The following is a 15,223-nucleotide window of genomic DNA, read 5'->3' as shown; positions in this document are numbered from 1 at the left end:
TATGGAGGGATTTACTTGCGTAATATGAATGCTGATTTACGTGTCATTCGGACAAAAGAATCTATTCGACAAGCACTAGTCGAATTAATAAATGAAAAAGGTTTTAAAGCAATTACGGTTAAAGACATAACAACGAAGGCGAACATCAATAGAGGTACGTTTTATGCTCATTATCAAGACAAATTTGATTTAATGACAAAATGCGAAGAGGAAATTATGCTTGATTTGTCCAGACTTACGAAAGAAAGCTATTCAAGTGTTATTTCCGCACTTGAAACTGACTCAGAAACGTTAATGCCATTTACCTTTACCATTTCATTATTTGAGTATTTAAATATAAATAGCGGATTTATGAAAGCCGTGTTAGGCCCAAATGGGGATTTATCATTTCAAACCAGATTAAAAGAATTCATGTGGGAAACACTCTATGGAAATAATCCAAATGCTTTTTTAAAGGAAGAAGATTTCATTGTTCCGGCACCATATTTAGCTTCTTATATGGGAAGTGCAATTATAGGGGTATTTCAACAATGGTTGGAAAGTGGCACGAAAGAATCTCCTCTTGAAATGGCTCGCATCCTTACGACCATTTCGGTTAATGGTCCCTTCTTTGCAGCCGGTTTAAAAAAATAATAAAATAAAGAGACACTCTTTAAAAAGAACAAGGAGTGTCCTTTATTTTAATTAATCGTCGCTTCAACTGAAGTAAGTGTTAGGAAATAGAAACAACCTTTTTCGAAGCCTGCGATTCGAATGCAGCGAGAATGACCGTAAGCGACTTCAGACCTTCTTCGCCAGAAATGGTCGGTTGTGTATTTGTTACAATACTTTTTATAAAAGCGTCCATAATGCCGCTGGGCACTTGCTTCTCGTTCGTTGCCATCGCTCCGACCTGATACTTTTCGATGGAGCCGTCACGAAATTCGACAATGACTTGATCAACTGGATGCGTACCGATGTGCATCACGCCATTCTCGCACCACAATACCGTGCTGTTGTCACCGCCTTTATAATACGTCCAGCTGGCAACTAACGTACCGACCGCTCCACTCTTCATGCGCAATATGCAGGTCGCGTTATCATCTACATCGGTACCTTCTTTGTGCAGTGTGTTTACGAAAGCAGCGACTTCAGCCACTTCATCGCCAAGAAGCCAGCGGATCAAATCGGCTTTGTGAACGCCGAGGTCGCCCATCGCGCCCATAATGGCTTCTTCCTTGCGGAAGAACCAGCTGTCACGGCCATCAATACTCCAGCGCTCGGGTCCTGGATGACCAAAGGACGTGCGGAAGGAAATGACTTTACCCAGTCTACCTGTTTGCAAGATCTCTTTGGCCTTTTGGTGAGGCGGCATCAGACGTTGGTTTTGTCCTGCCATCAAGAAGACACCGTTCTTTTTTGCCGCTTCAATCATAGCTAGAGCGTCCTCTGCAGTTGTTGCCATTGGCTTCTCCACAAGCACATGAGCACCTGCATTCGCTGCTGCAATCGCATATGGAGCGTGCAGCACGTTTGGCGTACATACACTGACTGCATCAGGCTTCTCCGTTTTTAACATTTCTTCATAACTTGTATAAGCTCTACCCCCGTACTGTTGAGCATAACCTTCGGCTCTTTCAAGAATCACATCACAAAATCCTACGAGTTCAGCATTCGGATTCGCAGCGTATTCCGGAATATGTCTTTTCTTAGAAATGGTACCACAGCCCACAATTGCTACCTTAATTTTGCTCATGACTGATTCGACTCCTTTTATGATGTTATTTAAATTAAAATTCAGATAAATAATTCCGCTTCAGCCAGTTATAGCTGGCAGCGACACTTTCAAGCGGCGGGTTCGCGCAACGATCCTGCTCAACGATGATCCATTCTACACCTGCGTCTGAGCCGGCTTGGATTACAGATTGCAGGTCGATTTCGCCTTCACCTAACTCGACCGTATTGATATGTCCGTCCACGACACCTTTAAAATCTTTCAGATGAAGCAGTGGCAAGCGGCCTGCATAATTCGCAATGTATTGCAGTGAGTCCAAACCTGCAAATTGTATCCAGCCTGCATCCAGCTCCACTTGCAGTGCCTCCGGAGGAGTGGATGCATAAATGGCGTCGAAAACGTATTGATTGTTTACTTTCATTTCAAATTCAAATGCATGGTTATGATAAGCGAATTGGAGTCCTTTCTCCTTCACCTGTTGGCCTGCTTCCGTAAAATAAGCAAACAAGCTTCGCCATGCTTGTGGTGTTAAGCGATCCTCAGCAGCAATATGCGGGCAAATGAGATAAGAAGCGTCAATCGCACGCAAATATTCGATTTCTTTATTTAAATCTGCCTTCATTTTAGTAATACTTACATGAGCGCCGATTGCTTTCAGGTTCAATTCTTGCAGCAGATCCTTCAGCGCTTCCGCAGTCAAACCGCCGTAACCTGCAAATTCTACCCCTTCATAGCCTAGTTCAGCCACACGGCGAAGTGTACCGGTAAAATCTTTTGCTAAATTCTCACGTACAGTAAACAACTGCAAACCAATACCCATTCTTCTCATTGCTATTATCCTCCATAAAATGATGTATTTGATGTCTCATTTATATAAAAGATCTTCACTCAGCTACCTTACAAACACCATGATAGGCCAGCTCATGATAATATTTTTGCATATCGCAGCTCAGCCGCCATTTGATGTCGGAAATCAAAGCATACGCATGCTTGGCCTGCACTTCATCATGAAGTCGGAGCCCTGCCACTTCCTCTTCACATCTTCTCATGCAATCCAAAAGAAGCTTATACCTGTCTTCCCGCTTTGTCATCATGAGTTGTCGATATCTAAAGAACATTTCGGTATGAACTTTAAACACTTTAACAACCTGAATTTGATAATCCAAACATTTCCTCAATGCAGTATAGTCCTCTTCCACGAGTTCCTGTTTACAATGCTCCAGGATTTCACTCATTCTTAGAACGTTGTGAATGGCCTGTTCCTTTTCATCTATAATGAGTGATAAATTTTCTTCACTCGGCTCTAATATCCACTTTCGTTCCATACCGGCCGTATTATACATGTGATCCACATAGTTCAGCTGCCACTCATATCTTTCGATTGAGCCAATAAAAGAAGAATGGAAGTTATTTACGATGGATTCATTGGTATAGAGCGCTTGTTCCGCCACCTTTTCCGACAATTGAAAGAACTCCAACATCTGATCGGGAAAGGCTCTTCTCTTGCATATACGCCATACATCAGCCAGCGAGATATTCATGTCCCAAAGAGTTTGGAAATAAATGTCATACTTTATAGACTGCAATCCTTTTAAAACAGTATAATCGCCAATAAAGGCGGGGTTCGGACCCATGGCATATCCGCGTATCCTGCACATGAAACCGCTTACACCTTTGTTATAGTAATACCTCATACGATTGGGTATGAATGCAAGCGCACAAGTAATCCATCCAGCCCAATCCCCCCGATACTCGCCCCCGAGATCAAACTCGACCCATTCCCTACCGGGAGACAGTCTGCCTGGAAGTGTCGCGGGAGAATGAAAACGATAAAAATCCTCCACCTGCATTTTACTGCGAGAGTCACAACGCTCCGGTAATTTACCTAAGATATCTTCATAGATTTTTTCGCAATCCGGATGATGGGTAAAGCTGGAACAGATGACGCGTCCATCACTTCGACCAACCTCGTCCATCGCATCAAGCGCCTGATCATACATCGCAAGGAAAAGCTCCCCAATGGATCTTGTATCCGAAGCAGAACGATAGCATTGGTATATCTCCATCGCCTCCCCTGTCCATAATTCAATCCCGGAAAGGGAAGGAAAGTCCTCCATGACTTCTTTGATTTTGGCTTTATAGAAAAGCCAAGTATCTTCACTGTCTAGACGCAGCATACGTAACCCCGTTTGCGGATTCTGATAAAACATCTCAGGACATCGCTGCAAGAGGTCTTCGGGAATATTGAACTCTGTACAGGAGAGGTAAAAATCCATCCCCCAATTTTTCGCTTCATTAATAATAGTACGTAGGCACTCTTTCGCGAGCCTAATCTTGCCTTGCTCATCCCTTTTTTGAAGCGCTGGGAAATATCTCAGCTCAAGAAATGGATACCAGCTTAGATTAATCCAATTATCAATCCACATGAGATGATTGACTCTTTTTCTAGCTAAAAGCTTGATCAGGTTGAGGTTCTCTTGAAGACCTTCCGGTGATGTCATAGACGGGCCCCAATGTCGCTCCACTCCCCGCTTTTTTATATCCGGTGAACTTGTTAAATTTAATTGGGGAATCCGCACATCTTGATTCAGGATATAGGTCTGATCAAGAATTTCGCATATACCATACAGAATCGCCTTTTCACTTGTACCTGATAGGTTCATATGAAAGTATCCATCTACCATGTTTGTAGAAATAACAAAAGTCTGATCATCCTTATCCTCTATAGCATATGGCTCAAGTATACGAATGCGATCCCCTTTAACAGGATCCGAATGTAGCTGGAGATTGCTAATCTGAAACTCGTTCCTCCATTCATCCTGCAACATCTCCACAGCATTGTTCGTTATAGTGCCACTGTTGTAACATACTTCAATACTAATTTGACGTTTGCCATTGTTCGTCACATATAAATCCATAAATTCAACTGACCTCCCTTTACGAACGAAGTTCAAAGTTATTAGTGCATTTTGCCTGTAGGTTCGATAATAGGTAGCCTGACGGTGACTTTCGTTCCCTTACCATCTTCACTCAAGATATCCAAACCATACGGTGATCCAAATCTTAACCTGATTCGCTTATTAATATTGCTAAGTCCAATGCTTTGTTTGTCCGTAGCGAACAGATCAATATTTTTGTCATCTCGAATCCCTTTACGTAATTCAGATAGCTGATTTTCCGTCATCCCTACCCCATCATCTTCAATATCGATTTGCATATAGCCTTCTTCAGAGATAAAACCCTGAATCAACAACCGTCCGACCCCTGTTTTCATCTCCAAACCATGATACATCGCATTCTCCACAATGGGTTGAAGAATCATTTTTAACGATTTGAATTCTAGAAAAGACTCTTCCATTTCGATAACGATCTCAAATTTACCCTTGTACCGAATATCCATAATTAACAAATAATCTTTTATGCAGCTCATTTCATCCTTAATACTCACTAAATCTTGACCTTTTATGCTATATCGAAATATGCGCGACATTGCGGACGATATACTGACGACTTCATCTACATCATAAGCTAAACCAATGCTGCTCAAGCAATTCAACGTATTATAAAGAAAGTGAGGATTAATTTGGCTTTGCAATGCCGATAATTCTGCTTGTTTTTTGGATAACTCGGCTTCATACAAGGACGTTTTATTCTCAACAATATTTCGGGTCATTTCTTCAACATTCTCTAGCATTTGATTGATATGCGTGGCAATGATGCCTACTTCATTTGTGGATGGAATTTTCAATCTATAACTATAGTTTAAGTTCCGTTCACCAACTCTGGACAGAAATCTCACGATCAGTCTGACCGGACGAATTGTATTGTACAGAAATACACTGCCTATAACCGTCAGCAAGATAATCATGATAATGCTCAACCAGATCCCTAAGGTGACGATAGGCTTCATATCATTCGTTAGTTCTGCAATAGGAAGAACACTGACGATTTTCCAGTCCGTACTCTCAATTTTCTTATATTGGACCAGAGATTTTTTGCCTTCGTACACAATTTCATCTTTGGCGGTACTGCTTATTCCTTCCTGCCAAAAAACATCTTCGTAGATTTCCCCAGCCTTTAGCCCTTTATTGCTGACAATCACTCGATTGTTGGAATCAAGAATGAGAAAGAGTGAATTCTTTGTTAATTCCGTTGTATTCACTAACTTCTCAAGTTCTCTCGTATCCAAAAGAAAAATGCAGTTTCCAATTTTGGAGTTGTCCAAAGAAGAAAAGATAGGTGAAATATAGGAATAATAATAGAACGCATCACTGCGGTCCCTCACAATTGAAGAAAATACAGGCTTTCTAAACTGATCGCTTTTAAAATTGTATATTTCCTCTAATGTTTTCAAGATATCATTGTTGTAATGCAGTGAGTCTGAAGTTTGCTTATCATTATTACTTAAGAGAACAATACTATAAATATTTTGATTGGATGACCTTGTATGTGTAAATATTTCAGAGACAAAGTCGTTTAGTTCCATTTTGCGAATGATATTATTGGATACCATCAGTTCCTGAACATATTTGCTGTAACTAACCGTAATCGAATCTCTCTCCACACTCTTTGCAATTGTATCTATATTCAGCGCGACCTGGTCCATGAGATTACCTGCAAACTTAGCCGCACGTTCACGCGTAAGCGAATTAAAAAAAACGTTATACATGCTCTGCATTAAAATCATCATAATGAGCGCAATCAGAATCAACAGGGATATTTGGTGTATCAGCTTCAGATTTCTAATTAAGCGCATTCATTTCTCCACTCGCTTTACGATATTTGGAAGGCGTACACCCCATATTTCGTTTGAATACCTTATTAAAATAGAAATAATCACTATAACCAACACACTTACATACCTCTGCAATAGTCAGATTACTATTTTGAAGCAATTCAACAGCCTTTTTCATCCGCAAATCAGTTATATACTGGGAAAAAGTCATGCCCGTAACCTTTTTAAACAACTCACAACAGTAGCTCACATTAATAAAAAACTTTGTAGACAAATCCTTCAAAAACAGTTCTTCATGAAAATGCTTATCAGTGTAATGGAGCAGCTCTTTAAATTTTTTATTGGCATCACCAAGTTGATCTCGTTCCGTGTAGGACAACTGTTCAAAAACATATTCAGCGAGCATTTCCAGATTCATGAACTTCTCTTTCATTTCACTATAATCCAGAAACTCAAAGTCTATTATTCGACTACTATTTTCATTACCTTTGGATGTATGCAGTACAATTTCATTCCATAAAAACACGGCATCTTCAATCCCTAAATGGTTTTCAGTGAAGAAATCTAACATCCTAGATGTAAATTCCTTCATATTCTTGTATTGAGCCCTTTCGAGTTGATCAGTAAGTCGTTCCGCAAATTGTTTGACCTGGTTTTTTTTGTCCTTACTGTATTGTGAAATTCGATTTGTACGATCAACAAAACAATCATTACTTGCGATATCAGACGTTTTCAAAAGCATTGGAATATGATTGGCCACATCACTGGACAAACTAATTCCTGCCCTGTCCACGACATGTTCTTTGGAAGTGAGACTGCGATAGATCAACTCGCTTTGATCTGTATCACTATTAATAATAAACACACATTTTTTAGGGCCTAATTTCAAGGCTGTGTATTGCACTTTGCTTTCTAATTCTAATAAACCCACATCATCATATTCAGCGCTTTTAAAGTATACCGTTACAACCTGATATCTTTGATAGGGTTTATGACGCAATCGAGAGTTCAAAAGCAGCTGAATATCTTTGTATTCTTCAAGCAAAGAAATGTAAAAGCTTAGATCATTGGTGCTACGTTTGTTCTCTAACTTTTTATAAAGTTTATCCAGCATATCCTGAGCCTTTTCCGGATCCAAAGGCTTTAATTGATAGTCCAACGCACCTTCTTGCAGTGCTTGCTGCACATAAGAAAATTCTGCAAATCCGCTAATCACAACAAAATCAACTTCCTTCTCCTGTGCTCTAGTCCTTTGCATCAACTCAATTCCTGTCATGTCAGGCATTCGAATATCCGCAAAGACAACATCAGGGGATTCTTCATAAATCACCTCTAAAGCTTTCGACGGTTCTGTTGTTTCATAAATAATTTTAAATTGGTTCCCATTGCGCTCTATTAATTTTCGAATACCGATCAACGCCCAAGGTTCATCGTCCACAATGACTACACGATACATACAGGGTTCACCACATTTCTGCCGTTAGTATCTGAAAAGGGAAGTCTTTATCCCTTGGACAAAGAGTTCCCTTTCATGACCCTTACAATATATCATAATCACTCTTATTTAATTTTGGAATTTCCCTTTGCTGAAGGCAACAATTCTGGTTCCTGTTTTAGATTCTCAAAATCTTCAGGAGATAACATATCATCTTTATTTTTTTGATAATAGTCATTGTAGAAGGCATCTACATCTTCACCGCCAGATTTTTTCCAAAGCTCTTTCGCTTCTGCAATAACTTGCTCTGCAGAGACATTTGGTTCTGCAAGTGATTTGGAGAGCAAATCATCAACAGCTTTTAATCCGTTCGTTTCCTTCAAAAGAAAATCTGAGGCAAGTGGAGGCAACGTTTGTTGCCATTTTCTTGGATCTATGGAGCCGGGCTTATTTACAATTTGAGCCATCTTATAGTACAAATCTCCGAACTCTTGTAGAACGGGGTCACTCGATTTGAGATACGAGTTATAGTATTCATTTGCTAAAGGGCTAACCGAATCATCGGTTAAATCAAAAGTTCTAATGATACTGTAATCTGCTGCATAATCGTATTCAATTTTATTTTTCTCCGGATCTACAACAACGACGGTACCTTCAGCATCCCTCTTTTTATATACGCCATCAGGTCCATTCACCAAATAGTCGGAAACTTTGGGATCGGTTAACCAGTTAATGTACCTAGCGGCAGCTTCAGGATCTTTGGTTGCTGCATTAATGAAACCTACATGCGATGGACCGCCATTGACATAGCCGGAGAACGTTCCATACTTAGTCGCAGGCAAATCAAATGTATCTAGTTTGCCAGTTGGATTATTCTTTTTAAAATTTGCAAATGTCGGTGAATTTAGTTGACTTAATTTCCCTGTAAGGAAAATACCAACCTTGCCATTAGTGAAATCCGTAAGTGCTTTATCTCCTTTATCAAGCAAGAAGTCCGGATCTACTACCTTCGCATCCACAATTTGTTTCGAATACTGAAGCCAATCTTGAATACGATCCCATACATGTGTCAGCTTGCCATCCTCAATCGCGTATTTATCTGGATTACCATAGCCAAACATGTGAGAAAGCACTCTTCGGGAATCCGAGTTTAACGTTAATCCATAGGTATCGTTCTTTCCATTCCCATCGGGATCTTGATCTGCGAATGCCTTTGCAACAGCAAGTAAATCTTCTGGTGTCTTCGGTATAGATAGATTTAACTTTTCCAGCCAATCTGCCCGGATAATCGCAGCATGGTTGGGTGAGATTGGAGATATGGTTCCTACTGTGTAACGTTTCCCGTTTGTTGTAGTGAGCTTTTGGAGCGCTGGATTTTCATCTAATATCTTCTTATAATTAGGCATCTTAGCCAACAATTCATCTGTGATCTCTAATGCTTGGCCTTTAGAAATAAAGGGGGTAATATCTTCATAGTTAGCTACGACATCTGGTCCTTCTCCGGCTGCAAACAGCATGTTCATTTTCTGCACAGCTTCTGTTCGAGGTACTACGATAAACTTCACTTCTTCAAGCGGCGCATTTTCTTGAATCCATTTGGTCCAGCGGTTATTATCATACGTTCCTTCTGAGGCTGGAATAAGTCCTCGATCATAAACCATAACGGTGACTTTACCTTTTTTTTCTTGGCCGTCAGGGGTAAGTTCTACCTTGCCGTCCTTAGTAGATTCTTCTTTGGTAGAGCTGCATGCCGTGAGACCAACAGAAAGTGCCATCACCAGCGTTAATACAACCAGACCTAGCTTTCTCTTCATACACGTATTCCTCCCTTTTTATAGAAAAACTTCTATCGAAAATGAAACCGCTTTCGATATATATGTGAAGAATACGAAGTGATTATCGTACCCTTACAATCTCCAATATGGCATAAATACAGAGACTATCTTACTCACTAGCCTTTGACCGAGCCTAGCATAACACCTTTTACAAAATACTTTTGCAGAAATGGGTACACAATTAGCATGGGCAAAATCAGTACCACAACACCTGCGGACTTAACGGACTCCGAAATCACTTCACCTGAACCCGCTACTGCACCCACATCAACACTAGTACCAAGTTTTATTTGCTCTAATTGGAAAACCATCTGTTGAATGAGTACGGGTAATGTATAAGCATTTGAATCATTGATATACATGAGTACTTTCAGGAACATATTCCAATACGTTACCCCGTAAAAAAGACACAATGTAGCAATTACAGCTTTAGAAAGCGGAAGATACATCTGAAGTAGAATTCGCCACTCGGAACAACCGTCAATTCGAGCTGATTCTTCCAACTCTTCGGGAATGTTTTCAAAGAAAGACTTCATGATTAACATATTGTAGGGGCTTATCAGCGTCGTTAACCAAATGGACCAATAAGAATCCATCAATCCAAGTGATTTCACTAGTAGGTACGTCGGGATCATGCCACCGCCAAACAGCATGGTGAAAACGATGAAAAAGGTGACCTTTTTCCTAGCAAACAGTTTCTTTTTGGATAAGGGATAAGCACAAAGTATCGTAAAAACCATGCTAAGTATAGTCCCAACCCCAGTTACAACGATACTATTCCATAGATATTTAAATAAATCCGTGGATACAGTCAATACTTTATACGCAGCAGGTGTGAAATCAACCGGCCATAAATATACTTTTCCAGATTCAATAGCTGAACCACTACTGAAAGAAGTAGCAAGTATATACAAGAGCGGCATGAGACACGTAAGCGATACTATGAAAATCACGATGTTGTTAATGGTATAAAATGCTTTCTCTCCAGTGGAAATTTTCAAAGGCCTTTCCTCTCTTTCATGTCTAGCTTGCTTATTGATTAAAACAAAGCATTATCTGATTTCTTGGCTATTTGATTGGCCAAAAGAACAAGGATCAAGCCGATGACTGAATCAAATAATCCCATTGCCGTAGTTAAACTGAAATCTCCCGAACGAATACCAACATCATAAATAAATGTGGACACGACCTCCGAGATGTCCCTGACCATTGGATTTTGGAGCACATAGATACGATCAAATCCGACTTCCATGATCTTTCCAGTAGCTAATATAAACTGTAGAACGATCACTGGGATCAAACTCGGAATCGTGATTTTCGTAATTTGCTTCCACTTGTTAGCGCCATCCACAACCGCAGCCTCGTAATAGGTCGGATCTATACTCGATAGTGCAGCCAAATAGATAATGGTATTGAATCCTGTGTCCTTCCAAACCCCGGCTCCTAGATAGATAGACATCCATGCCGTATGATCAAACATGAACTGGAAGGGTGTCCCGCCAAGGGCTTCAATAATAAAATTGATTGGTCCATGATTAATGGAGAATACGTTAATAATGATGCCACCTACGATGATCCAGGAGAAAAAGTGTGGCAAATAGAGAATCGTTTGTGATGCTTTTTTAAACCATTTGATTCTGATTTCATTTAGAAGAACGGCCAAAATAATCGGGAACGGAAACGATACCACCAGGGTAAGTAAACTTATCACAAAAGTATTTCGAATGACTTCTAAGGTCCCTGGCTGTGAAAATATCATTTTAAAATTGCGAAGTCCCACCCAGTCGCTACCCATAATGCCATCAATAAATCTGTAATCTTTAAAAGCAATCACAATGCCAAACATTGGCACATAGCAAAAGATAATAAAGAACAAAAGTGGTAATACCAACATGGTATATAAGGGGACATTATCTCTAATTCTAATTCTTCTGCGAAGTTTTTCACTATTTGTCAATTTGCTTTCCTCCTGCAGCGATAAATTCATGCGATGTAAACGCTTTATTAAATGTGCACCCCCTAATGTCTTATGATGGTTTTATTCTATGGCATAAGTTCATGAAGAAAAATGTAATAATTTCGTTTCTTTTATGGAATATATTCTTTATAGGATGGGGCTTGAGGGTGTCCTGCTTACAAAAAATAAACGGACTCCGCAAAACGCGAGGTTCCGTTTATTCATTTCTGTATATTTTTTATTGGGGTGATAAACTGCCGCTGTTAGTGTGCTTTTGGTATACGTTTAGCAAGTTGAGCAGGAGAATTCGACCCCGAAGTCAGCGGCGTAAGACGGATCCGGAAGTGGAAGTTCTCCGCCTTCAGCACATACTGCGGGAGTACGCCGGGACCACAGCTGGCACTGCCAAGCCCGTTCTGTGCAAGATCAAGATGCAGGTAGACCCGCTCCCGTTCATTCAGTTCAACCGTATGCCGAGCCCTCTCCAGATCCTCGCTCGTAAGGCGCCTCGCCGTAAAATCGAACTGCGGCAAACCTGCTGCAAGCAAACCCGCTCCCTGCTTATTCGTCATCGCAAGCCAGCGTGTATCCACACGGTTGCCGTTTTCCTGAGGTACGATGTACGAAGTGAACAGTTCGCGCACGGTTTTCCGGTAGATGCCGAACTTCGCCGCCTGCTTCGAATCCGCGTACGCTTCGCCTGGACCGCGGCCGTACCATTCCGCACGGTCACAATCGTTGGGCAGCGCCATTTGCAGCCCGATTCGCGGGAGCGTTTCCGGAGCGCCGCTGCCATCGATCAATCCGTTCACGTCAACAATCACGTCCCCATTTGCGTAAATCGTGTACGTATATACGGTGTCAACAGACCATTTCAGAATAGGGGGAGCCACACGTACCCGGCAGGTGACCGTCACGTTCGTTCCACTGGCGTTACTGCTCCAGTCCACGCACATGACGCGGTGCTGCAGCCAGTGCAATCCGCTCTTCTTCCATACGACCGTTGCTCGTTGGTCATTATCGATGGAAGTCCTCCAGTCACCGATCGGACGCATATCATTGTCCGTTGGAGCACGCCACAGATCTAGCTTTGGTCCTTCCTCCAGAAGGCGGACCCCGGTATGCTTCCATTCAGCGATAACACCATAAACCCGGTCAAACTGTAGTTCAAAATCACTTCCCTGCACCTCTATCACCAAGTCATTATCTTTGACGGACAACGGTGTGAAGCTGGATAAGTCTACTGCAGGTCTTAACACCGATTTATTCGGCAGTTCAAATTGGGCCCAGGCTACTTCGAAGCCTGATTCGGCCCAAATCGTATCTGTAGCAAGCATCACATTGACGTTCAACCAGTAATCCGTTACCGGTTGCAATCGATCTGGCAACACATAATTAATGTTTATGGTGCCCGTACAGCCTGGTGCAATATCAGGTAGTTTGCTTTTGCCCGAGCATAAGACTCTTCCGTCTGCCACTACATGCCAAACAAGCTGCAGATGATTCAAGTGCAGGAAATCGTATCGATTCGTAAGCTTTAACTCCCCAGCCTGAATATCCAGCCCTTCGATCAGTATCGGCTCCATCACTTTCTTCAGTTCCAACAGTCCCGCCGATGGCACACGATCCGGGTTTACGAGACCGTCGATGACGAAGTTTGAATCGTTCGGGTGGTCATGGAAATCGCCGCCATAGACAAAATATTCTTGACCCTCAGTCGTTCGCTGCCGAATGCCTTGATCGACCCACTCCCACACAAACCCCCCTTGCAGCCGTTTATAGGTATAGAAGACGTCCCAATATTCCTTTAAGCCGCCCGGACCGTTGCCCATGGCATGCGCATATTCACAAACAATGTGAGGCTTGCCCAGATCTTCACGCTGGCCAAGCTCGTGCAGCTGCCAAATCCTGTTGTACATCGTGCTGAATACATCAGCTGTCAAGGCTTCTCTATCTTCCGCATAGTGAACTAAACGTGTTGGGTCATGCTCTTTAGCCCATCGGTACATCGCTGCGTGATTACAACCGTAGTAGGATTCATTGCCAAGCGACCAAAGGATGATGGAGGGATGATTCTTGTCACGCTGGATCATCCGTTCGATCCTGTCTAGAAACGCAGGTTCCCAATCCGGGTCATCACTCAATTGGTTGGAGTTATCTGTCCTATGAAAGCCGTGACATTCCAGATCAGCTTCATCAATAACATAAAGTCCGTATTCGTCACACAGATCATAGAAGCGCGGATCGTTCGGGTAATGTGCGGTGCGAACAGCGTTAACATTGTGCTGCTTCATCAGAAGGACGTCTTGTTGCATCCAATCCAGCGGTACGGTTCGCCCAAGGTCGGGATGATGATCGTGTCGGTTAACGCCTTTGAACTTTATTGCTTTCCCATTTACCAGCAGCAGGCCTTCCTTCAGCTCTATGGAACGGAAACCGACACGCGCTGATATGACCTGCGTAGTTTGGCCGATTACCCTGATCAATAGCTTATATAAGTACGGGTCTTCCGCTGACCATTTCCGCGGATTGACAAGCGGAAGCGTAAACACCATCTCGTGATCTTGCATCAGTTCAACTTCAGTTATGGTTCGCTCTGCGCTGCCGCCATTTACAGCTTCCCCGCATGTATCGAGCAATTGCAGTTCAACCCGCATGCCTTGAGCTGCTTCATTTGCACTGCGCAAGCGCAATCTGATCTCAAGCGCTGCATCACGGTAGTCGCGCTCTAACAGTGTCCGAACGGTATAATCGTATAAATGAATTTGTGGCGCAGCTGTCAAATAAACATCACGGAAAATACCGCTCAGCCACCACATATCCTGATCTTCGATATAAGAGCCATCCGACCACTGCATGACGCGAACTGCAAGGACATTCCTCCCTTCTCGAACAAGATCGGTAATATCAAACTGCGAAGGGATACGGCTTCCTTTGCTGAAGCCTGCTTCTTGTCCATTGACCCAGACGTAGAATGCACTGTCAACGCCTTCAAAATTCAGCATTATTCGCTGCCTTGTCCAGCCGTCCGGAACCATAAATTCCCGCCGATAGGAACCCGTTGGATTTTCGGTCGGTACGAGTGGCGGTACAACCGGGAACGGATAGACAACATTGGAATAATGAGGTTTTCCGTAGCCGTGCATCTGCCAGCAGGACGGCACAGGCAGGTCATCCCAGCCACTTGCATCGAATGCTTCCAGATGGAAGTTCACTGGGGCGTGCCCCGGCGTAGGGCTATAATCAAATTTCCAATTTCCATTTAACGATACAAAGTAGGGAGAGTGCTCCCTTTCATTGCATAGTGCACCTTCGTCATCTGCGAATGGTATGAATGCAGCTCTGGCAGGAAGTCGGTTCCACTGCAACAGTCTGTGATTTTCCCAATCGTTCTTCATAGCCAATTCAACACCTCCAGACAAAATTTTATATACAATGACCCATTTTATTTTCTGAAGTTGTTAGAAATATTTGGAGGCATCCTGTATACACAAGTGGGCGAAGAACGTATCGTCCGTCCTTCGCCCACGCTCTATACATCAATCAT

Annotated in this window: 10 protein-coding genes; 1 reads left to right on the top strand and 9 read right to left on the bottom strand. The window is 42.3% G+C overall.

The genetic code is table 11. The features are described 5' to 3' along the window. The first annotated feature begins 15 nt into the window (after positions 1–15). The gene (locus MHB84_RS27890) at positions 16–633 is read left to right on the top strand and encodes a TetR/AcrR family transcriptional regulator (protein WP_076288717.1); all 618 of its coding nucleotides are present in this window, start codon (positions 16–18) and stop codon (positions 631–633) included. 79 nt (positions 634–712) lie between these two features. Here MHB84_RS27890 and MHB84_RS27885 read toward each other — a convergent pair whose 3' ends face one another. The 9 genes from MHB84_RS27885 to MHB84_RS27845 all read right to left on the bottom strand — a co-directional run bounded on the left by MHB84_RS27885 (position 713) and on the right by MHB84_RS27845 (position 15,074). Beyond that, a complete protein-coding gene (locus MHB84_RS27885; RefSeq protein ID WP_076288718.1) occupies positions 713–1,735 on the bottom strand; it encodes a Gfo/Idh/MocA family protein in 1,023 nt (340 codons plus the stop codon). Positions 1,736–1,769: 34 nt separating this feature from the next. Then, a complete protein-coding gene (locus tag MHB84_RS27880; protein WP_076288719.1) occupies positions 1,770–2,543 on the bottom strand; it encodes a sugar phosphate isomerase/epimerase family protein in 774 nt (257 codons plus the stop codon). 55 nt (positions 2,544–2,598) lie between these two features. Continuing rightward, a complete protein-coding gene (locus tag MHB84_RS27875) occupies positions 2,599–4,632 on the bottom strand; it encodes a hypothetical protein (RefSeq protein WP_076288720.1) in 2,034 nt (677 codons plus the stop codon). A 41-nt stretch (positions 4,633–4,673) separates the two neighbouring features. After that, entirely contained in the window at positions 4,674–6,470 is a 1,797-nt protein-coding gene (locus tag MHB84_RS27870) for a histidine kinase (RefSeq protein ID WP_083678851.1), read from the bottom strand. Next, positions 6,457–7,905: a response regulator transcription factor gene (locus tag MHB84_RS27865; RefSeq protein WP_076288721.1), complete on the bottom strand. Its 1,449-nt coding sequence runs from the start codon at positions 7,903–7,905 to the stop codon at positions 6,457–6,459. Before MHB84_RS27865 ends, MHB84_RS27870 begins: the two co-directional genes overlap by 14 nt. 104 nt (positions 7,906–8,009) lie before the next feature. Beyond that, entirely contained in the window at positions 8,010–9,698 is a 1,689-nt protein-coding gene (locus MHB84_RS27860; RefSeq protein WP_076288722.1) for an extracellular solute-binding protein, read from the bottom strand. A 137-nt stretch (positions 9,699–9,835) separates the two neighbouring features. Further along, positions 9,836–10,720 (bottom strand): carbohydrate ABC transporter permease, encoded by an 885-nt coding sequence (locus tag MHB84_RS27855; protein WP_076288723.1) that lies wholly within the window; start codon positions 10,718–10,720, stop codon positions 9,836–9,838. Between the two features lie 38 nt (positions 10,721–10,758). Further along, positions 10,759–11,676 carry an ABC transporter permease gene (locus MHB84_RS27850; RefSeq protein ID WP_256716786.1) on the bottom strand — a complete coding sequence of 306 codons (918 nt, stop codon included), beginning with the start codon at positions 11,674–11,676 and terminating at the stop codon, positions 10,759–10,761. 263 nt (positions 11,677–11,939) lie between these two features. Then, complete coding sequence (locus MHB84_RS27845; protein ID WP_076288906.1) at positions 11,940–15,074, bottom strand: glycoside hydrolase family 2 TIM barrel-domain containing protein; 3,135 nt, start codon at positions 15,072–15,074, stop codon at positions 11,940–11,942. Between the last annotated feature and the right edge of the window lie 149 nt (positions 15,075–15,223).

Origin of the sequence: Paenibacillus sp. FSL F4-0087 (genome assembly GCF_038020215.1) — a bacterium.
Lineage (GTDB): Bacteria > Bacillota > Bacilli > Paenibacillales > Paenibacillaceae > Paenibacillus > Paenibacillus taichungensis.
Note: the sequence above shows the minus strand (reverse complement) of the source record. Positions and strands in the feature narration are given on the sequence as shown.